The following is a 19,393-nucleotide window of genomic DNA, read 5'->3' as shown; positions in this document are numbered from 1 at the left end:
TGTTTCCCGCCCGCCCTGTGGGCAGCTGGTCCGCCCGGAGTGCGGAACGGGTGCGCACAGGGCGGACCCGTCGCCGGGCAGCGCATGCTCCGCGACGACGCCCCCGCCCCACGGTCACCACCGTCCTACGGCACCCGGGGCCCACCCCGCCGCATTCCCTGTGCGACCAGCACCACCAACCCCACGCCCAACCACACAGCCCCCACCACCTGCGCCGACCCCGACGCCTCCACGATGACGGCGACGACGATCGCCGCGCCGAGCACGGGCACCAGCACATGCCGCCACCAGCTGACCTCCCCGCCCCGCCGCCGCACCGCGAACCACCCGACCACGCTCGCGTGCAGCAGGAAGAAGGCCGTCAGCGCCCCGATGTCCACGACGGACACCAGGTGGTCCATGCCGTCGTCCCGACGGGCCGCCCACACCGCGGCCACGAGCGTGACGACGGCGGCGCACAGCAGCGCGACCCGCGGCGTACCCGACTCGGTCCGCGCGAGCAGCCGCGGCAACCGCCGGTCACGGCCCATCGCGAACAGCAGCCGCCCGGCCGCCGCCTGCCCCGCGAGCGCCGCGAACGCCGCCCCGATCGCCTTGCTGACGGCCACCAGGTCGTGCAGCCAGTCCCCGACCCCCGAGTCCACGGCCGTGTAGAACGCGGACCCCTGGTCGCCGGGCCTGGCCGCGAGGTCGGCCGACGACATCGGGGTCATCAGCGCCACCAGATACGTCTGCAGCACGAACAGCACGCCGGTGAGGGCCAGACAGAACAGGACCGCCCGCGCCACCTTCGCCGACCCGTCCGCCCGTCTCCCGCCACCGCCCTTGCGAAGAGCTCCGCGCCCCTCTTGATTCACCTCCTCCGCGAACGAGGCGATCGCGTCGAAGCCGAGGTAGGACAGGACGGCCACGGACACGGCGCCGACCACCGCGGACAGCGCGAACGCCCCTTGCGTACCGTCGCCCGTCAGCGGCGAGAGCCACCCCCGCTCCGCCCCGTCCCGCGCGAGCACCACGACCGCCGACACGACGAACACCAGCAGGACCACGATCTCCAGCGCGAGCACCGCGAACCCGACCCGGGCCGCGGGCCGCACCCCCCACAGGTTCAGCGCCGTCGTCAGGGCCACCGCGATCGCCGTCCACACCCACCGGGACACCGAAGGCACCAGCTCGTGCATGGCGATCCCGGAGAAGAGATACGCGACGGCAGGGATGAGCAGGTAGTCGAGCATCGCCATCCAGCCCGCGATGAACCCGGGCCCGTTGCCGAGCCCCGCGCGCGCGTAGGCGAACACGGAACCCGCCTGGGGGACCACCTTCACCATCTGGGCGTAGCTGAAGGCGGTGAACGCCATGGCGATCGTCGCGATGACGTACACCAGCGCCACCGCGCCGTGCGACTTCGCGTCGAGCGTCCCGAAGACCCCCACCGGGGCCATCGGGGCGATGAACAGCAGGCCGTACACGACGAGGTCCCGGAAGCCCAGGTTCCGTCTCAGTTGCCCGCCGCCCGCAGGGGGGCCTTCCCCGTCGGGCGGCAGGGGCGCGTTCGTCGTATGGGCGGACATCGAGCCTCCGAGTGCCTCCGCTGGTCACACAGTGGCTCCCAGTCTCCCCACTGAGGCGATCTTTGACCTGTCGTACGCGGCCTTACGATGGTCTGCATGACTGCAACGCCTGGCTCCCGCCGTGTCCTGCTCGCCGCTCCCCGTGGCTACTGCGCGGGTGTGGACCGTGCCGTGATCGCCGTCGAGAAGGCCCTGGAGCAGTACGGGGCCCCGATCTATGTCCGCCACGAGATCGTCCACAACAAGTACGTGGTGCAGACCCTGGAGAAGAAGGGCGCCATCTTCGTCGAACAGGTGGAGGAGGTGCCGGAGGGCTCCATCGTGATGTTCTCCGCGCACGGCGTGGCGCCGACCGTCCACACCGAGGCCGCCGAGCGCAAGCTCGCGACGATCGACGCGACCTGCCCGCTCGTCACCAAGGTCCACAAGGAAGCGGTGCGGTTCGCCAAGGAGGACTTCGACATCCTCCTGATCGGCCACGAGGGGCACGAGGAGGTCATCGGCACCTCCGGTGAGGCCCCCGACCACATCACGCTCGTCGACGGCCCCGACGACGTCGCAGGCGTCGAGGTGCGCGACCCGGACAAGGTCGTCTGGCTCTCCCAGACCACGCTCTCCGTGGACGAGACGATGGAGACGGTCGACGCCCTGAAGGGCAAGTTCCCGAACCTCCTCTCGCCGCCGAGCGACGACATCTGCTACGCCACGCAGAACCGCCAGATCGCGGTGAAGAAGCTCGCGGAGGACGCCGAGCTGGTCATCGTCGTCGGCTCCAAGAACTCCTCGAACTCCATCCGCATGGTCGAGGTCGCCCTGGAGGCGGGCGTCCCCGCCTCGCACCTGGTGGACAACGCCGACGAGATCGACGAGGCCTGGCTGGAGGGCGTCACCACGGTCGGCCTGACCTCGGGCGCCTCCGTCCCGGACGTCCTGGTGGACGGCGTCCTGGAGTGGCTGGCCGAGCGGGGGTACGCGGACGTGGAGACGGTGAAGACGGCCGACGAGTCGATCACCTTCTCGCTGCCCAAGGAGCTGCGCCGGGACCTGCGCGCGGAGGCGGCGGAGCTGTCCGCGCAGAAGTAGCCCGCGCGGCCGTCCGCGGCGAGGCGGTCCACGCGCCGACGGGCCGGGCCGTCGGGTCCGGCCGGGCCGACCGTCCAGCTGGTCCAACCGGGGCGTGACCGCCGGTCCGGCGTCGTAACGTGGAGCCCATGCAGATCTTCGGTGTGGACATCGGCGGATCCGGGATCAAGGGGGCACCCGTCGATCTGGACCGCGGCGACCTGGCCCAGGAGCGGCACAAGGTGCTGACGCCGCGCCCGGCGACGCCCGAGGGCGTGGTCGAGGGCGTGCGCGAGGTCGTCGAGCACTTCGGCTGGACAGGACCGGTCGGCGCCACGTTCCCCGGCGTGATCGTGGACGGCACGGCGCGCACGGCGGCGAACGTCGACAAGAGCTGGATCGGCACGGACATCCGGAGCCTGGTCTCCGAGCGGATCGGCGGCGCGAAGGTGACCGTCCTGAACGACGCGGACGCGGCGGGCGTCGCCGAGATGCACTTCGGCGCGGGCCGCGGCCGCACCGGCACGGTCATCACGCTCACCCTCGGCACGGGCATCGGCAGCGCTGTCTTCACCGACGGCCGCCTCGTGCCGAACACCGAGCTCGGCCACCTGGAGCTGCACGGCCACGACGCGGAGAAGAAGGCCTCCTCCAAGGCCCGCGAGGACGAGGACCTGACCTGGGAGCACTGGGCGCACCGCGTCCAGAAGTACCTGGCGCACGTCGAGATGCTGTTCTCGCCCGAGCTGTTCATCATCGGCGGCGGCGTGAGCCGCAAGGCCCACAAGTTCCTGCCCCTGATCGAGGGCATCGACGCCGAGATCGTCCCGGCGGAGCTGCAGAACAACGCGGGCATCGTGGGCGCGGCGATGGCGGCGCGGGCGGACGGGCTCGGCGGCTAGCCCGCGGGGCCCGAAGACGGGGCCGGGGCTCGAAGACGAGGCCGGGGGCCGAAGACGGGGCCGGGGCCCGGAGACGGGGCCGGGGGCCGAGGGGCAATCCCCTGCCGCCCCCGCCGGACCCTCGCCGGACTAGGAGGCGGGCACCCGCCGCTGCGTGGGACCGCCCGGCGGCCGCAGCTGCCCGTCCCGTCGCTGCCGCTGCTGCCACTGCCGCTGCTGGCGCCGCCGGTTCATGAGCTTGACCTTGCGCACGGTCACGATGACACCGGCGACCAGCGTCCCGCCGTACAGCCAGCCCGCGTGCAGCGCGAGCGACGTCAGCAGCCCCATGAACTGACCGCCGAAGCCACCGGTGCCGCCGGAGATCGGCAGCACCCCGGCCGCGAACGCGATCGGCACCGCGACGGGCGCGGTCACCAGGTCGGCGGGCCGCACCCACAGCGCGGTGAGGGCGCTCACCGGCAGGAACAGCACGCCGTACGCGACGAGCGAGCCGCCGAAGAGCAGCCGGAGCAGGCAGGCGAGCACGAACATCACGGCGGCGGCGAAGAGCCCGCTGCCGAGGCCGGTCAGCCGCGGATTGGGCATCCGGCGCAGCCTGCGGTACACCGGCATCCGGCTGACCTTGCGGTACACCGGCGTTCTGCGCAGGACGCGGACGAGCGGCGAGGCGGGCCTGCGGGGGCCGCCCGGCGGGGTACGGGGGACGGGGGGCTCCGCGGGGCTGCCTTGTTCGGGCAGCGGCGCGGTGCGGCGCGGCCTTGCGCCCGGGGGACGGGTCCTGTGTTGCTCCACCGGTCCAACCTAGGTCGGCCCGGGTGGTCATACCGTATTGGGACACGCGTTTTGGCCGAGCTTGGCCGAGCGTTCGACAGGGCGGCGGTACGGGGCGGGGTGCGGGGCAGGGGCGCGGGTGGTCCGGGGCGGGGCCCGAGGGCGTCCCCGGGCGGGCCGGGGCGGCTTCCCGGGCGGCAGGACGGCGGTACGGGGGCGGGGCGCGACACGCCGTAGACTGGTGGATCGCCAGACTGGTGGACCCACCCCGGACGACGAGGCCGCCAATCCTCAGCCCTCCGAACCTCCAGTCCCCCAGTTCTCCAGTCCTCACGTACGGGAAGTCGCAACGTGTCGCTCACGATCGGAATCGTCGGTCTGCCCAATGTCGGCAAGTCGACCCTGTTCAACGCCCTGACCAAGAACGACGTCCTTGCGGCCAACTACCCGTTCGCGACGATCGAGCCGAACGTGGGCGTCGTCGGCGTCCCCGACCCCCGCCTCACCAAGCTGGCGGAGATCTTCAACTCCCAGAAGATCCTCCCCGCCACGGTCGACTTCGTCGACATCGCGGGCATCGTGCGCGGCGCGAGCGAGGGCGAGGGCCTGGGCAACAAGTTCCTGGCGAACATCCGCGAGTCGGACGCGATCTGCCAGGTCATCCGCGCCTTCAAGGACGAGAACGTCGTCCACGTCGACGGCAAGGTCTCGCCCAAGGACGACATCGAGACGATCAACACCGAGCTGATCCTCGCGGACCTCCAGACGATCGAGAAGGTCCTGCCGCGCCTCCAGAAGGAGTCGCGCATCAAGAAGGACATCGCCCCGAAGGTGGCGGCGGTCGAGGCGGCCAAGGAGATCCTGGAGAAGGGCGACACCCTCTTCTCCCAGGGCATCGTCCAGGGCTCCGAGCGCGCGGAGCTCCTGCACGACCTGCACCTCCTCACCACCAAGCCCTTCCTCTACGTCTTCAACGTCGACGAGGACGAGCTGACCGACGACGCCTTCAAGGCCGAGCAGCGCGCCCTGGTCGCCCCGGCCGAGGCGATCTTCCTCAACGCCAAGCTGGAGGCGGACCTCGCCGAGCTGGACGACGAGGAGGCCCTCGAACTCCTCCAGTCCGTCGGCCAGGAAGAGCCCGGCCTCGCCACCCTCGCCCACGTCGGCTTCCGCACCCTCGGCCTCCAGACCTACCTCACGGCAGGCCCCAAGGAGTCCCGCGCCTGGACCATCAAGCAGGGCGCGACGGCCCCCGAGGCGGCCGGTGTCATCCACACCGACTTCCAGAAGGGCTTCATCAAGGCCGAGGTCATCTCCTTCGCCGACCTGGTGGAAACCGGCTCGGTCGCCGAGGCCCGCTCAGCGGGGAAGGCGCGCATGGAGGGCAAGGAGTATGTGATGCAGGACGGGGATGTGGTGGAGTTCCGGTTCAACGTGTGACGGGTGACATGACACCACGTCGCTGATCTGGCAAACGTGCAGGTCAGATGGGGTCCGACTCTTCGGGGTCGGGCCCTTTGTTTTTCCCGTGCTGGGATAGCTGATCCCTCGTCACCTGTCGTCATCCCTGGTCATCCGTATCGTGCTGGGATCGTGTCGGGATGGGACGGGGGTGCCCGTGCTGGGATTTGTGCGAGCGGGGCGCTGACCGAGCTGTGAAGGCAGTGCGGACGTGGCGCTTTTCCTACTCGTTTGACACAATCGGGGGCATGGGTGAGGCGACGTACAGCATCGGCGAAGGGCCGGCGACGCGGGTGAGCCTGTCGCTGCCGGAGGGGACCGCGGAGGCGATCCGGGCTCGGGTGGGCAAGCGGGAGTTCTCCGCGTTCATCGCCGAGGCGGTCGAGCGTGAGCTGCGCGGGCAGGTCCTGGACGAGTACCTGGCGGACTACGAGAGCCGCAAAGGGCCGGTCTCCGAGCCGGCTCGTCAGCGGGCGCGGCAGGTCTTCGACGAGGTGTTCGCCGAGGAGGCGGAGTGGCCCGCCGCAGGCTGAGTCACGAGGGGACGCTGGTCCTCGACAGCGAGGGACTCTCGAAGCTGCTCGCTGACGAAGAGCAGGTGGTGGCCCTGATCGCCGAGGCGCGGTCGCGCGGCATGGAGGTCGTGATCAGTGCGCTCACCATCATCGAGGCCGTCCATGCCCGTACGAACAAGTCCCGCCTGAACTGGGTGCTCTCCGGGCTGCGCGTAGTTCCGGTGGGTGACGAGGAGGCGAGGGCTGCCTCGAAGTTGCTGATGAATGTCGGCTTGCACGGACACAAGTACGCGATCGATGCGGCCGTTGCCGAGGCCGCGCTGCGACAGCGCCGCCCCGTGGTCATGCTGACTTCCGATATGGACGACATGGGCAAGCTGTGCGGCGAGCGGGTCCGGCTCGTGGTGGTGTGATTTCCCCTGGTCCGCTTTCTGCTTTTCTGTTCTCCAAGGTGTTTGACGCGGTAGGCGTGGGCGTAGGCGGCGCGGGCTTCCTGCATGGCGGCTTCCCAGCGCTTCCGCTCTTCCTCTCTGGCTTTCTGGTCTGCAAGGCGTTTGCGCTCCGTGGCTTCGCCGCGGAGGCCGACCTCTTGCACGATCCCGGCGAGTTGTTCCTCCAGAGGCCGGTCGGCGAGGTCGGCCCATTCGCTGGCGCGGTGCGGGCTGCCGCCGCGGAGTATGAAACGCAGGCGGCTGGAGGGGGTGTAGTCGAAGCGGGGGAAGCTTCATCGGATGGAAATACCCACCGTCGCGGCGCAGGGTGAGCTTCGCCGAGCGGACGAGGTCCCGAGCCAACCCTTCGCCGTCGTCGTCGAGCAGATGGTGGGTCTGTCCGAGGACGAGATCGAGCTTGCTGGCGTCGTCGTCCCTGAGCGGCAATGGGATCGTCGGAGTGACGATGCTTTCTGGGAACGGCGCATAGACGGGCCGCCCGGTCACGAAGTCTCGAGGGCGCAGCGCCCAGCCATCCGCTGCCAGAAGCCGGTTCAGCTCATCGACGCGCCTGGCCGCCTCGTCGGCGTCGGGGCGTACCTCGGGATGTACCAGCCGTGCGAGGAATGCCAGCAGTACCTCGTCCGGACCATTGAGGAGTCCAAACCGTGAGTCCTCGAAGACCCAATCGTCCTCCCAGTCATAGTTGTTGAACCGGTGCTGGATGATGTCGGTGCGGGCGGTCGGGTGGCGCGAGTCGGTTGATGGGAGGGCATCCAGGTCGTACAGGCTGCCCAGGAAGGCGACCTCGTCCAGGCGTCCCCACCAGCCGCCCTCCGCAGCGCGTAGCAAGTCGAAGACATCGCGCCGTGTCACCGCTGTGATCCTTGCTGGGTTGTCCTGGCCGGAGTGCGTCATGACAACAGAATGGCGTGCCAGCGGTACACCTGCCGAGCCTTCATGGCGGTCGCGCGAGCGAGCGACCGGTGTCGATGTGCCTGCGGCCGCGATGCTGATCGTGCCCGCCTTGCCCCCGTGGTCGGTGAGGCGCGGGGGCTGGGGAGTGCGACCCGGCCACCAGCGTAGTGGAGCAGTCCCGTCCTTCGGGTCTCAGTTCGTGGGTCGACCGGGTTGTGTAGCGTTGGCGGCCCGGAGCCCTCTTGTACCTTGCAGTGAATCCCGTGCTGGGATGGTGCTGGGATGCGCCCGCATTTCCGCAGGTCAGAGCCTTGTGGTCGAGTTCCGGTTCAACGTGTAGTCGATTCGTCGCTCCACATGCGGTAACTGCGCTGCGTACGCAGGTCAGAAGAGGTTGGGCTCTGGCGAGTCCGACCCCTTCCGCGTTCCCGTGCTGACGTGGTGCTGACCTCAGCTGTTGTGCGGCGGTGTGAGCTTGTCGAGATCCAGGCTGATCTCGAAGGGCACCGGGCGCTGGAGGGTGCCCCGGAAGATTCCGGCGGGGGCGTAGGCGCCGGTCGGCTCGTCGAGCTCGTAGACGTGCACGACGGGCGACCCGCCCTCGTCCTCGATGCACCAGTAGTGGGGGATGCCGGCCTCCGCGTACTTGCGGAGCTTCACTGTGCGATCGCGATGTGCGGACTCCGGTGAAACGGCCTCCACGACGAGCTGCACGTCCTCAGGTGCGTACCAGGTGCGGTCGGGGTCGTAGGACAGGTTCGTCAGCAGGAGGTCCGGCTCGGGACGGTTGCGGGCGTCGAGGCGGATCGTCATCCCCCGCTCGACCTCGAAGCCGACCGGTGCCTGCGCCATGAGCGTGGTGGTCAGGGTAGTGACGAGACGGCCGTGCCAGGCACGCTGCGGGGACATCATGAAGACGAGCGCTCCGTCGATCAGCTCGGTGTGGCGAGGCGCCTCGGGGAGGCGGTCGAGGTCCTCCGCGAACCAGCCTTCCGCGCGCGGCGGGCGCATCCAGTCGGGTAGTGCGGTCATGGAATCACGGTAGCGGCACATGTCGGATCACGGGTCGGTCGGTACCCGGCGATGCGGCCCCCGCCCTGGTGGGCGGGGGCCGTGGCGTGCCCGGTGGGCGGAGTGCTCAGCTGAGGATCAGAGGATCAGGAGGGTCGTGATGCCCGGGCCGAAGGCGCCGCCCAGTTGGTAGCTGAGGGCGAAGAGGCCTATTGCCGTGGGGCGTTGGGTGGGGGTGGTGGCGGAGGCCGCGTGGACCGAGAGGGTGGCGTTGGCGCCGGTCGCGGTGAAGGCCGCGGCACCTGCCGCCAGGAGGAGCAGGGGGCCCGAGCTGGAGAAGGCCGCCGTGGCCACCGCCGTCGCCCCGACGGTGACGAGGATCGTGCGGACCGCCGTCCGGCCCAGGCGGGCCGAGCTCGCCGCGAGCAGCCAGGACAGGGCCGACGCGGTCAGGAGCGTCACCAGCTGGCCCGTTCCGATCGCGCCCTTCGACCAGCCCGCCCGGTCCTGGAGCAGGGTCGGCACGGTGAACAGGAGCGTGAAGTACGTGGTGGAGAGGGTGACGCCGAGGGCCGCGGAGATGAGGAAGAGAGGGGAGCGGAGGAGCGCCGCGGGGACGAAGCCCTCCGGTCGGCGGCGGATGTGCAGGGCGAGGAGCACGGCGGTGAGCAGCGCGGCCGCCAGGGCCGGGAGCGGGGTCGTCGGCAGCAGGATCAGGGACGTCGCCAGGGCGATGAGCAGCGTCGCTCCGCGTGCGTCGAAGCGGCCCTGCCCCGACGGCGGCGTACTGCGGGCGTAGCGCGCCACCGTGGGCACCGCGAGCAGCGCGATCGCCGACACCGCGAACGCGAGCCGCCACGACACCGCGTCCGTGAGCGTCGCCCCGAGCAGCGGTCCCGCCGCCCCCATGACGCCGAAGCCGGAGCTGATCACGCCCATCCGGCGCGCGTTGCCCGCCAGGTTCATCGCCGCCGCGACCAGGCCCGCCCCGCCGAGGGACTGTCCGACCCGGCCCGCGAGGGCGATGGGCAGCCAGGGAGCGATCGCCACCAGGGCGGTGCCGCCGACCACCAGGGCCGTACTCAGGCGCAGCAGGGGCCTGAGGCCGCGGCGGCGCAGCAGTGCCGCGAGCAGCGGGGTGCCCGCCGCCATCGCCCAGGCGAACGCCGTCACCATCCAGGTCGCCGTGGCGGTCGCGACGCCGAGGGAGCGTGCCATGTCCGGCAGGATCAGGACGGGGGCGTTGGCCCCGGCGGCCACGGGGGTGGCCAGCAACGCCAGCCAGAAGACGGGGACTTGGCGGGGGGCGCGGTCCGTGGTGGGCGCTGTGACGGCGGTGGTGGTGGACGTGGTGGACATGGCGGACGCGGTGGGCGCGGTGGCGGACGCGGTGGACGCGGCGGATGTGGTGGACGTCGTGGGCGCGGTGGCGCTGGACATGGGGACCCCCTTGGAGCGGAACGGCGAATGGTGGACGTAAGGGGAGGGGGCGGGCGGCGCCCGCCTCGCGCTCAGACCGTCGTCACGACCTCCTCGTACGCCAGCCGCGGCGACCGCGGGAACCACGCGTCCTGCCCGGGGCGGCCGATGTTGACCACCATCAGCGGCTCGTGGTCGTCGTCCAGGAACTCCGCGCGCAGGCCCTCGGCGTCGTAGCCCGTCATGGGGCCCGCGGCCAGGCCCGCCGCACGGACGCCGACGATGAAGTACGCGGCCTGGAGGGTGCCGTTGAGGAGGGCGGACCGTTCGCGGACGGGGCGTTCGGAGAAGTAGGCGTCGCCGATCCCGGGGGCGTGCGGCACCAGTTGGGGCAGCTCCTCGTGGAACTCGTGGTCCGTGGTGAGGATCGCGACCAGCGGGGCCGACTCGGTCTTGGCGCGGTTGCCCTCGGCCATGTGCTTGACCAGGCGTTCGCGGGCCTCGGGGGTGCGGACGAGGACGACGCGCAGGGGGGACTGGTTGAAGGCGGTGGGGCCGTACTTGACCAGGTCGTAGATGGCCTGGACCTGCTCCTCGGTGACGGGCTCGGCGGTGAAGGTGTTGGCCGTGCGGGCCTCGCGGAAGAGCAGGTCCTGGGCGGCGGGGGCGAGGGCGAGCTCGGACATGGTGGGGACTCCTCAGTTGTCTCTGCGTTCGTCTTCTCAAGGCTGAAAGTTTCAACGTTGAGATAAAAGCACCTGGGTTCTTTCAGCGTCAAGTGTCTTAACATTGAGAAGGTTCTTGTTGAGAAGGTGCTCGTTGAGGAGTCGTTCGACGGGCGACGAGCGGTGACTGGGTGGAGGAGTGGTCGGCATGAGCGACGCCGTGGACGCGATCATCGGGCAGTGGCAGAAGGAGCGGCCCGACCTGGAGGACGACCTCTGGCCGGTGCAGCTGATCGCGCGGATCCAGCGGGTGAACCGCGTCCTGGACCGCGGGGCCAAGGTGTTCTGCGCCGAGCACGGCGTGGAGTGGGGCGAGTTCGACGTCCTGACGACGCTCCGCCGGTCCGGGCCGCCGTACGCCCTGACCGCGGGCGCCTTCCTCAAGGCGGCCATGGTGACCTCGGGCGCGATCACCAACCGGATCGACAAGATGGAGGCCAAGGGCCTGGTCGAGCGGGTCAGGGACGGCGCCGACCGCCGCACCGTCCGGATCAGGCTCACCGAGCACGGCAAGCAGCTCACGGACGTCCTGATGGTCGACCACCTGAAGCGCTACGCCCGCCTCCTCGGCGACCTCGACCCCGAGGAGATCGACGTCGCGGCCGGGCTGCTCCGCAAGCTGCTGGAGCAGGAGGGCGACACGTCGATCACCTAGCCGCGTCCCGGGGGCCGCACGGGGCGGCTCCCGGCCCAGCCGCACCCCTGTGCCGCCCCCGCCCACCCCGCCCCGGGGAAATCGATGGTGGCTGAAATCCCGCCAACACCACGCGCCCGCCCCCTCCGTCTCGTGGAAGCCGCAGTCCGGGGGTGCCACCCCGCCCCACGTGCCACTCCACTGTTACGGGGGGAATGCACGGATTATTGCGGCCATGTCATGGCCGGTGCGTGGCAGTCGTGTTACGTCCGAACACCGCCCTTGTGGGTTTCCTGTGGATCCGTCAATCTTTCGTCGGCGACAGGGAGTTGAACATTGATCAGCACGGCGTGCACATGTCGGCCGAACATTGTCATGCCCTTGTCGCATCCCCCACCAGCGCACCACCGATTGAGGAGGACCCCTCAGATGGCAGTGATGCGTCACCCCCGCCGAAGACTGGCCGGTACGGGCACCCTCGCCCTCACCGCCGCCACCGCCGTCGCCCTCGGAGTCGTCGCCGCGCTCCCCGCGAGCGCGCAGCCGAAGGCAGCGGAAGGCCGGATCCAGTACGCGGACGCACCCGGCTCGATCGCGAACAGCTACATCGTCACCCTCGACGCGGACGCCCCCAAGGCGGACTCACCCGCCGGCAAGGCGCTCGCGAAGAAGCACGGCGCCGAGATCGAGCGGACGTACAAGAAGGTCCTGAACGGCTACGAGGTGCAGGCGTCCGAGGCCGAGGCGAAGAGGTTCGCCGCCGACCCGGCCGTCGCCTCCGTCGTGCAGAACCGCACGTACACGGTCGCCGCGACCCAGCCCAACCCGCCGTCGTGGGGTTTGGACCGCATCGACCAGCGCAACCTCCCTCTCGACCAGAAGTACACCTACCCGGACAAGGCCGGTGAGGGCGCCACCGTCTACGTCATCGACACCGGTGTCCGCAAGAGTCACCGGGACTTCGGCGGCCGCGCCGTCGACGGCTTCGACGCCATCGACAACGACAACGTCGCACAGGACGGCCACGGCCACGGCACGCACGTCGCCGGGACCGTCGGCGGCACCGCGCACGGCGTCGCCAAGAAGGCCAGGATCGTCGGCGTCCGCGTGCTCAACAACTCGGGCTCGGGCACCACCGCGCAGGTCGTCGCGGGCATCGACTGGGTGACGCGCAACGCCACCAAGCCCGCCGTCGCCAACATGAGCCTCGGCGGCCCGGCCGACAGCGCGCTCGACACCGCCGTCCGCAACTCCATAGCCGCCGGCATCACCTACGCCGTCGCCGCGGGCAACGAGAGCACCAACGCCAGCACCCGCTCGCCCGCACGCGTCACCGAGGCAATCACCGTCGGCGCCACCACCAACACCGACGCCAAGGCCAGCTACTCCAACTTCGGCACGGTCCTCGACCTGTTCGCCCCCGGTTCCGGCATCACGTCGACGTGGAACACCAACGACACGGCGACCAACACGATCTCCGGTACGTCGATGGCGTCCCCGCACGTCGCGGGCGCCGCGGCCCTGTACGTCGCGGAGAACCCGTCGGCCACCCCGGCGCAGGTCTCCACGGCCCTGACGACCGCCGCCACGCCGAACGTCGTCGGCAGCCCCGGCAGCGGCTCGCCCAACCGCCTGCTCTACGTGGGCACGGGCGGCACCAACCCGCCCGGACCGAAGTTCGAGAACGGCGCGGACTTCGCGATCACCGACCACTCCACCGTCGAGTCCCCGGTGACCGTCACCGGCGTCCCCGGCAACGCTCCCTCGGCGCTCAGCGTCCCGGTCGCCATCAAGCACACGTACATCGGTGACCTGAAGGTCGAACTCGTCGCCCCCGACGGCTCCGCCTACGTCCTCAAGGACTTCGGCGTCGGCGGCAGCTCGGACGACATCAACACCTCGTACACGGTGAACGCCTCCTCGGAGACGGCCAACGGCACCTGGAAGCTCCGGGTCACCGACAACGCGTCCCAGGACGTCGGCACCCTCGACTCCTGGGGCCTGCAGTTCTGAAGCCCGTCCGCTGACGCCGTCAGGGCCGGCGATTCCGGCGCCGCGTTCCTGACGTCCGTCGGCAGCGAGTGATCAGCGAATCGCTTCACTGCCACACCTCTTCATCCTCGTCCTCGTGGACCGGCTCCGGGTCACCGACCCAGCCGGCCGCGAGGACGAGGCGCGTCCGGCGGTGCACGGCGAGGAACCCGAAGGGCCGGTCGAAGGTGGCGTCGATCTCCGTGACGGAGTAGCGCAGCCTGGGGGCCGAGCCGGCGAGCCCCTCGACGACCGTGGCCGCCGCCGCCCGGAAGCCCAGCTCCCCGAAGGTCGCGGTGGCCGCCTGCGCGGCCCTGCCCACCGCGAGCGGTTCGACGGCGACTTGGGGGAAGTGGCCGAAGCTGTCGTCCATGGCGGTGGTCAGGCCGAACAGGTCGCTCCGCGCGGTCAGGTCGTGCTGGGCGGCGACGGTGAACGGCACGGTCGTGACGTGCAGTTGCGGGGGCAGCGGGCTCTCGTAGCGCTCCCTTCGGACGGTCAGGCCGGGGCCCGGTGCGCCGTACGGCAGGTGGGTGCCCGGCACGCGCGGCCAGGCGCGGCCGACGCCGCCGACGCCGCCGGCGAGCACCTGCCCCGGGGCCATCCCGTCCTCGCCGAGCAGCAGATGCACGTCGACGCCGGTGTCGCCGAGGACGCGCAGTTCGGTGAGCCACCCCGCGGGGGTGGCGGCGACGCCCACGCGGTCGGGCAGGCTGCTGGACCGGTGCAGGGCGATCAGGTCGAGGTCGCGCCAAGGACCGGTCTCGGGCGTCATACCGCTCTTGGAGAAGGGGCGCAGCCACGTCGTGCGCAGGGCGAGGGCACCCGCGAGGGCCAGCTCGGCGTCCTCGCCCACCGCGGCCGGCATCCGCTCGATCTGTCCGTCGGTGTGCTTCGCGGTCCAGGCGTCGAGCGCGGCCTGGTCGTGGCTCACGTCCCCGGTCAGCACGCCGCGAGCGCCCGGGGGCAGGCCCTCGGCCCACCGCTCGCGCAGTGTCAGGGTCCGTTTCGTCCAGAGCCCGATGGCGGCGCCGACACCGGGGATCGCGTCGAGGGCGGCAAGCAGCTCCCGCGCCGCCTCCGCCGCCCGCTCCGGCGGCAGCCCGACCGCCTCGCCGAGTTCCGCGCGGGCCGGGCCGCCCGCGCCGTCCGCCAGGAACGCGAGGAGCGGCCAGACCCCCGCCGCGGAGAACGCCGTGCCGCCCCGCACCTCGCCGTCCCGCAGGTCCCGCGCCCACCGCGAGGTGAGTCCGTTGACCGCCCGCACCGTCGTCCCTGTCACACGCATCCGAGGAACCCAGCGCCGGGCTCCGTCAGCCCCCCGCGCGGGGTCACCCCTCGCGCGCCGGTGCGGTAACCGGCGCGAGCGGGGGCTCGGGCGGCGTGCGCCGGTGGCTCAACCGCCTTATTTGATCAATTAGTTGATTGCTATAACGCTCGAAAGGCCCTGCGTAAAGACCTGCGACCTAGGAAATCATCACTTCGGGTGATTCCTTGGCCTAGGGTTGCGGCCAACAACCCACGGTTGCCAGGCTGTTGCTGTCTGTCAACCTGATGGGAGTGGCTAGTGACATTCGGTGAGCAGCCGGCCTATCTGCGCGTCGCGGGTGATCTCCGCAAGAAGATCACCGATGGTTTGCTGCCCCCGCACACGCGGCTCCCCTCGCAGGCCAGAATCCGCGAGGAGTACGGGGTCTCCGACACGGTCGCTCTCGAGGCCCGCAAGGTGCTGATGGCCGAAGGCCTGGTGGAGGGACGCTCCGGCTCCGGCACCTATGTGCGCGAGCGCCCCGCCCCGCGCCGCGTCGCGCGCACAGGCTTCCGCGGCCCCGGCACCTCCACCCCCTTCCGCCAGGAGCAGGCCGCCGAGAACGCCCGCGGGACCTGGGAGTCCCGCAGCGAGCAGACGGACGCGACCGAGGCGGTCGCCGAGCGGCTCGCCATCCGCCCCGGGGACCGCGTGATGTGCACGCGGTACGTCTTCCGGGACGCGGGCGAGGCCATGATGATCTCCACGTCCTGGGAGCCCCTCGCCGTCACCGGCCGCACCCCCGTGATGCTCCCTGAGGAGGGCCCCCTCGGCGGCTGCGGCGTCGTGGACCGCATGGCCGCCATCGACGTGATCGTGGACAACGTCGCGGAGGAGGTCGGCGCCCGCCCCGGCCTCGCCGAGGAACTGCTCGCCCTCGGCGGCGTCCCCGGCCACGTGGTGCTCGCCCTCCAGCGGACGTACTACGCCTCGGGGCGCCCCGTGGAGACGGCCGACATCGTCGTGCCCGCCGACCGCTATCGCATCGCGTACCACCTGCCGGTGCGGTGACCGCGCACCAGGCCGCCCGGGGGAGCTCGCGGCCCCGGCGGCCCGGAATGCGAACAGGCCCGTCCCTCCCGCGTGATCACGAGTTAACGCCCGCCCGGGTCCCGTAACGCCCGGGCAACGGCGCCCGGCGGTGGATCGTCACGCACGGCTCCTAACTTCCCCCTCCGTACCCGCAGTCCGGTCGGAAGACAGGAACCCTCATGACGGATACGGTCACACGCGACGCCACGGCCCCGGCGGACGGCGCCACCCCGGCCGCAGGACCGCCGAAGCGCAGCTACGCCCGGCTCGCCGCCGACGAGAGCCGCGAGGACTACTCGCTGCGCTACGCCCCGCACTCCTTCCGCCGCTGGTCGCCGACCATGGTCGCGTCCACGGCGCTCGGCGGCATCGCCTACCTCGCGGACTTCGCGATCGGTGCCTCCATCGTCTTCACGTACGGCTTCACCAGCGGGCTCGCGTCCATCCTGTGCGCGGCGACGATCATCTTCGTCACGGGTGTCCCGATCGCCCGGGCCTGCGCGAAGTACGGCCTGGACATGGACCTGGTCACGCGCGGCGCGGGCTTCGGCTACTTCGGCTCCACCCTCACGTCGCTCATCTACGCCTCGTTCACCTTCATCTTCTTCGCCCTCGAAGGCTCGATCATGGCCCAGGCCATGCACCAGGCGGTCGGACTGCCCGTGGAGGTCGGCTACTTGGTGACGACGCTGATCGTCATCCCGATCGTCTTCCGCGGCATGGGCGCGCTCGCCAAGGTGCAGGCCTGGACCCAGCCGATCTGGCTGATCGGCATGGTGCTTCCGTTCCTGGTGCTCGCCTTCGAGGCGCCGGACGCCTGGGGTGCCTTCGGCTCCTTCGAGGGCACCGAGGGCGCCGGCCAGGGCTTCTCCTGGATCGGCTTCGGGCTCGGCACCGGCGTCGCGCTCTCCCTCATCGCGCAGATCGGTGAACAGGCCGACTACTTGCGCTTCATGCCGGCCAGGACCGAGGCGAACAAGAGGCGATGGAATCTGGCCGTTCTGGCGGCCGGTCCCGGCTGGGTGATCATCGGTGCCGCCAAGCAACTCGGTGGCGCGTTCCTGGCCTTCGTGGCCCTGGAGGCGGTCGGCAGGACGCACGCCCTGGAGCCGATCGCTCCGCAGATCGAGGCGCTGCGCCCCTGGCTCGGCTCCTTCGCGCTGCCCGCCGCCGCGGTCTTCGTGATCGTCTCGCAGATCAAGATCAACGTGACCAACGCCTACAGCGGTTCGCTGTCCTGGTCGAACTTCTTCTCCCGCGTCACGCACCGCCACCCGGGCCGGGTCTGGTACATCTTCCTCAACCTCGCCATCGCGCTGACGCTGATGGAGATGAACATGTTCGCGGCCCTCAACAAGCTCCTCGGCTTCTACGCCAACGTGGGCATCGCCTGGATCGTCGCCGTCGCGGCCGACCTGGTCATCAACAAGCGGCTCGGCTGGAGTCCGCCGTACATCGAGTTCAAACGCGCCTATCTGTACGCGGTGAACCCGGCCGGATTCGGTGCGATGGTGATCGCCTCGACGGTCTCCATCCTGGCGTTCTTCGGCCTGTTCGGCCGGTACGCCGAGGCCTTCTCGACCTTCATCGCCGCCGGACTCGCCCTGCTCCTGTGCCCGTTGATCGCCTGGGCCACCCGCGGCAAGTACTACCTGGCGCGGCCGAACCCGGTGAACGGGCCGCACGTCGAGGTCCCCGACATCACGGCCACCCACACCTGCGCGGTGTGCGAGACGGCGTACGAACTCCCCGACATCGCCGACTGTCCCGTCCAGTCGGGGCCGATCTGCTCGCTGTGCTGCTCCCTCGACGCCGAGTGCGGGGACGTCTGCCGCACGTCGCCCGCGAGCGGCCCGGTGCTCATGCCGGTGCCGACGGTGCCGACAGGGCCGACGGTGCCGACCGCGGCCTCGTAGCGCGGGGCGCACGCGGGCGTACATTTCGTCAACGGACCGTAAAGGGAGCCGAGTTCGGGCTCGCCGTTCCCGTCGGTGGCCGCCTCAGGGGGCGCGTCCGTGTGGACGCGCCCCCTGAGTGCTGGCCGATTGCGTATCTCTTTGTGCAAAGTCGTATCCGCTGCGTAAAGGTCGGGCGTAAGCTCGGGCATATGCGGATTGCGGTTTCCTTACTGATCGAGGCGTGGGGTGCGCCCGGGGCGGGGAGCGGAGGGACGGCATGAACGACGGGACGGTCATACTGCCCTGGCTCGTGATACGCCAGGACGACAACGGCAACCGCTACCGCGTCGGCAGGTACGCGACCAAGGCCGAGGCGCAGAAGATCGCGGACAGCCTCGACGACCGCGGCAAGGAGCAGCTGTACTGGGTGGAGCGGCTGAACCAGAACGGCGCGAGGTGAAGGTCGTAAGCTCCCGCGCATGACCGATCGGATCGTGGTGGTGGGCGCCGCCCTGTACGACGACGGACGGCTGCTCGCCGCCCGCCGCAGCGCGCCCGAGGAACTCGCCGGACGCTGGGAGCTGCCCGGCGGGAAGGTCGAGCCCGGCGAGCGCGGCGAGGACGCGTTGGTGCGCGAGCTGCGCGAGGAGCTGGGGGTCGAGGCGGAGCCGCTGGCGCGGGTGCCGGGGGAGTTCGACCTCGGGCGCGGCTATGTGATGCGGGTGTGGCGGGCCCGGCTGCTCGCGGGGGAGCCGAAGCCCCTTGAGGACCACGACGAACTGCGGTGGCTCGGCCCCGATGAACTGTGGAGCGTGGACTGGCTCCCCGGCGACATCCCGGCGATCCACGCCCTGACCGCTTCCTGGCGGCTTCCTGACGGTCGCCCTCCGGGCTTTCCCGGCGGCCCGCTCGCGCGCCGCGCGCCGTCGACGCCTCGGCGCACCCCGTCTGACGGGCCCTCCGCACCCCTCTGAGGTTCCTCCGTCTCCGTCTGACCTCCTCCGTCCCCCTTCGGCCTGCCGGAACACCCCGCCGGAGCCGAGCGGGCCGACCACGCGCCCGACCCTGTGGCGGCCGCGGCGCAGGGGCGCGCGAGGTGAGGGCGGGACAGGTCGCACACCCCTCTACGCCGTTCGTGCCACAACGACACCTTGAACGCGGTACTTCCGCCGGGATATCGGGTATGTGCCCCTTAACCCCATGAAACCGGACATAGGTCCGCCGCTGGCCCGGGAAGTGATCGGCGTGATCGACACCGAAGGCGAGTGCGCCGAGTGGGACTTTCCCGCGGACCCGGGCGCCGTCCGCACCGCCCGCGCCCTCGTCCGCGCGCAGCTCGGCGCCTGGGGGCTCGGCGCGCTCGGCGACGTCACCGTGCTGCTCGTCAGCGAGCTGGTGACCAATTCCCTGCGCTACGCCTCGGGCCCCATCGGCGTCCGCCTGGTGCGCCCGGCCGATCCCTTCGGCGCGCTGCTCGTCGAGGTCTCCGACCCGCTGCCGGATCCGCCCAGGGAACGGGCCGCCGCACCCGACGACGAGGGCGGCAGGGGCATCCAGCTGGTCGCCCGTTCGTCACGGCGCTGGGGCACCCGTCCGGGACGTACGGGCACGGCGGGGAAGACGGTGTGGTTCGAGCTGGCGCTGCCCGGATAGAAGACAGAGGGCGCCGGTACGTACAAGTGCACGGGACGAGCACAAGG

General features: G+C 70.9%; 18 protein-coding genes and 1 pseudogene. 12 read left to right on the top strand and 7 right to left on the bottom strand.

The genetic code is table 11. The features are described from left to right. Positions 1-125: 125 nt before the first annotated feature. Entirely contained in the window at positions 126-1,571 is a 1,446-nt protein-coding gene (locus tag QUY26_RS13305) for an APC family permease (RefSeq protein WP_289946289.1), read from the bottom strand. A gap of 96 nt (positions 1,572-1,667) precedes the next feature. Between QUY26_RS13305 and QUY26_RS13300 the strand changes: the two genes are divergently transcribed. After that, a complete protein-coding gene (locus QUY26_RS13300) occupies positions 1,668-2,654 on the top strand; it encodes a 4-hydroxy-3-methylbut-2-enyl diphosphate reductase (protein ID WP_436840320.1) in 987 nt (328 codons plus the stop codon). Positions 2,655-2,782: 128 nt separating this feature from the next. Beyond that, positions 2,783-3,535 carry a polyphosphate--glucose phosphotransferase gene (gene ppgK / locus QUY26_RS13295; RefSeq protein ID WP_289946286.1) on the top strand — a complete coding sequence of 251 codons (753 nt, stop codon included), beginning with the start codon at positions 2,783-2,785 and terminating at the stop codon, positions 3,533-3,535. A gap of 129 nt (positions 3,536-3,664) precedes the next feature. Here ppgK and QUY26_RS13290 read toward each other — a convergent pair whose 3' ends face one another. Then, on the bottom strand, positions 3,665-4,330 hold the full coding sequence (locus QUY26_RS13290) for a DUF6542 domain-containing protein (RefSeq protein ID WP_436840319.1): 666 nt from the start codon (positions 4,328-4,330) through the stop codon (positions 3,665-3,667). Positions 4,331-4,660: 330 nt separating this feature from the next. On the opposite strand from QUY26_RS13290, the gene ychF reads away from it, so the two are divergent. The 3 genes from ychF to QUY26_RS13275 all read left to right on the top strand — a co-directional run bounded on the left by ychF (position 4,661) and on the right by QUY26_RS13275 (position 6,698). Then, complete coding sequence (ychF, locus tag QUY26_RS13285; protein WP_289946284.1) at positions 4,661-5,749, top strand: redox-regulated ATPase YchF; 1,089 nt, start codon at positions 4,661-4,663, stop codon at positions 5,747-5,749. Between the two features lie 269 nt (positions 5,750-6,018). Then, entirely contained in the window at positions 6,019-6,303 is a 285-nt protein-coding gene (locus QUY26_RS13280) for a hypothetical protein (protein ID WP_289946282.1), read from the top strand. After that, positions 6,285-6,698, top strand: coding sequence for a DNA-binding protein (locus QUY26_RS13275; protein ID WP_289946281.1), 414 nt, complete (start codon positions 6,285-6,287; stop codon positions 6,696-6,698). Before QUY26_RS13280 ends, QUY26_RS13275 begins: the two co-directional genes overlap by 19 nt. 558 nt (positions 6,699-7,256) lie before the next feature. On the opposite strand, the pseudogene QUY26_RS13270 reads toward QUY26_RS13275, so the two are convergent. From QUY26_RS13270 to QUY26_RS13255, 4 genes and pseudogenes are all read right to left on the bottom strand, one after another. Further along, positions 7,257-7,634: pseudogene (locus tag QUY26_RS13270) on the bottom strand (Shedu anti-phage system protein SduA domain-containing protein); the annotation flags it as partial. Positions 7,635-8,084: 450 nt separating this feature from the next. After that, on the bottom strand, positions 8,085-8,666 hold the full coding sequence (locus QUY26_RS13265; protein ID WP_289946279.1) for a Uma2 family endonuclease: 582 nt from the start codon (positions 8,664-8,666) through the stop codon (positions 8,085-8,087). 117 nt (positions 8,667-8,783) lie between these two features. Next, on the bottom strand, positions 8,784-10,085 hold the full coding sequence (locus QUY26_RS13260) for an MFS transporter (RefSeq protein WP_354670681.1): 1,302 nt from the start codon (positions 10,083-10,085) through the stop codon (positions 8,784-8,786). A 71-nt stretch (positions 10,086-10,156) separates the two neighbouring features. After that, on the bottom strand, positions 10,157-10,750 hold the full coding sequence (locus tag QUY26_RS13255; protein WP_289946275.1) for a malonic semialdehyde reductase: 594 nt from the start codon (positions 10,748-10,750) through the stop codon (positions 10,157-10,159). A gap of 187 nt (positions 10,751-10,937) precedes the next feature. Here QUY26_RS13255 and QUY26_RS13250 point away from each other — a divergent pair, with 187 nt between their 5' ends. Beyond that, the gene (locus QUY26_RS13250; protein ID WP_289946273.1) at positions 10,938-11,444 is read left to right on the top strand and encodes a MarR family winged helix-turn-helix transcriptional regulator; all 507 of its coding nucleotides are present in this window, start codon (positions 10,938-10,940) and stop codon (positions 11,442-11,444) included. 408 nt (positions 11,445-11,852) lie between these two features. Continuing rightward, complete coding sequence (locus tag QUY26_RS13245; RefSeq protein WP_289946272.1) at positions 11,853-13,436, top strand: S8 family peptidase; 1,584 nt, start codon at positions 11,853-11,855, stop codon at positions 13,434-13,436. Positions 13,437-13,521: 85 nt separating this feature from the next. Here the strand turns inward: QUY26_RS13245 and QUY26_RS13240 are convergent, their stop codons facing one another. Continuing rightward, positions 13,522-14,742, bottom strand: coding sequence for a serpin family protein (locus QUY26_RS13240; RefSeq protein ID WP_289946270.1), 1,221 nt, complete (start codon positions 14,740-14,742; stop codon positions 13,522-13,524). Positions 14,743-15,021: 279 nt separating this feature from the next. Between QUY26_RS13240 and QUY26_RS13235 the strand changes: the two genes are divergently transcribed. The 5 genes from QUY26_RS13235 to QUY26_RS13215 all read left to right on the top strand — a co-directional run bounded on the left by QUY26_RS13235 (position 15,022) and on the right by QUY26_RS13215 (position 19,346). Beyond that, a complete protein-coding gene (locus tag QUY26_RS13235) occupies positions 15,022-15,774 on the top strand; it encodes a GntR family transcriptional regulator (protein WP_289946268.1) in 753 nt (250 codons plus the stop codon). A 200-nt stretch (positions 15,775-15,974) separates the two neighbouring features. Next, positions 15,975-17,711, top strand: coding sequence for a purine-cytosine permease family protein (locus tag QUY26_RS13230; protein ID WP_289946266.1), 1,737 nt, complete (start codon positions 15,975-15,977; stop codon positions 17,709-17,711). Between the two features lie 259 nt (positions 17,712-17,970). Beyond that, entirely contained in the window at positions 17,971-18,153 is a 183-nt protein-coding gene (locus QUY26_RS13225) for an SPOR domain-containing protein (protein WP_016641997.1), read from the top strand. Between the two features lie 19 nt (positions 18,154-18,172). After that, complete coding sequence (locus QUY26_RS13220) at positions 18,173-18,667, top strand: (deoxy)nucleoside triphosphate pyrophosphohydrolase (protein ID WP_289946263.1); 495 nt, start codon at positions 18,173-18,175, stop codon at positions 18,665-18,667. Positions 18,668-18,893: 226 nt separating this feature from the next. Continuing rightward, positions 18,894-19,346: an ATP-binding protein gene (locus QUY26_RS13215; RefSeq protein WP_289946262.1), complete on the top strand. Its 453-nt coding sequence runs from the start codon at positions 18,894-18,896 to the stop codon at positions 19,344-19,346. Positions 19,347-19,393: the final 47 nt, after the last annotated feature.

It is taken from the genome of Streptomyces flavofungini, from assembly GCF_030388665.1.
Taxonomy (GTDB): Bacteria; Actinomycetota; Actinomycetes; order Streptomycetales; family Streptomycetaceae; genus Streptomyces; species Streptomyces flavofungini_A.
This window is presented reverse-complemented; position numbering and strand designations above follow the sequence as displayed.

Bases quoted from the DNA above. Each gene is read 5' to 3' on its own strand.
- QUY26_RS13265 (WP_289946279.1), bottom strand. From the start codon at position 8,666: ATGACCGCACTACCCGACTGGATGCGCCCGCCGCGCGCGGAAGGCTGG.
- QUY26_RS13260 (WP_354670681.1), bottom strand. From the start codon at position 10,085: ATGTCCAGCGCCACCGCGCCCACGACGTCCACCACATCCGCCGCGTCC.
- QUY26_RS13300 (WP_436840320.1), top strand. From the start codon at position 1,668: ATGACTGCAACGCCTGGCTCCCGCCGTGTCCTGCTCGCCGCTCCCCGT.
- QUY26_RS13245 (WP_289946272.1), top strand. From the start codon at position 11,853: ATGGCAGTGATGCGTCACCCCCGCCGAAGACTGGCCGGTACGGGCACC.
- QUY26_RS13305 (WP_289946289.1), bottom strand. From the start codon at position 1,571: ATGTCCGCCCATACGACGAACGCGCCCCTGCCGCCCGACGGGGAAGGC.
- QUY26_RS13280 (WP_289946282.1), top strand. From the start codon at position 6,019: ATGGGTGAGGCGACGTACAGCATCGGCGAAGGGCCGGCGACGCGGGTG.
- ppgK (WP_289946286.1), top strand. From the start codon at position 2,783: ATGCAGATCTTCGGTGTGGACATCGGCGGATCCGGGATCAAGGGGGCA.
- QUY26_RS13230 (WP_289946266.1), top strand. From the start codon at position 15,975: ATGACGGATACGGTCACACGCGACGCCACGGCCCCGGCGGACGGCGCC.
- QUY26_RS13225 (WP_016641997.1), top strand. From the start codon at position 17,971: ATGAACGACGGGACGGTCATACTGCCCTGGCTCGTGATACGCCAGGAC.
- QUY26_RS13255 (WP_289946275.1), bottom strand. From the start codon at position 10,750: ATGTCCGAGCTCGCCCTCGCCCCCGCCGCCCAGGACCTGCTCTTCCGC.
- QUY26_RS13240 (WP_289946270.1), bottom strand. From the start codon at position 14,742: ATGCGTGTGACAGGGACGACGGTGCGGGCGGTCAACGGACTCACCTCG.
- QUY26_RS13250 (WP_289946273.1), top strand. From the start codon at position 10,938: ATGAGCGACGCCGTGGACGCGATCATCGGGCAGTGGCAGAAGGAGCGG.
- QUY26_RS13215 (WP_289946262.1), top strand. From the start codon at position 18,894: ATGAAACCGGACATAGGTCCGCCGCTGGCCCGGGAAGTGATCGGCGTG.
- QUY26_RS13220 (WP_289946263.1), top strand. From the start codon at position 18,173: ATGACCGATCGGATCGTGGTGGTGGGCGCCGCCCTGTACGACGACGGA.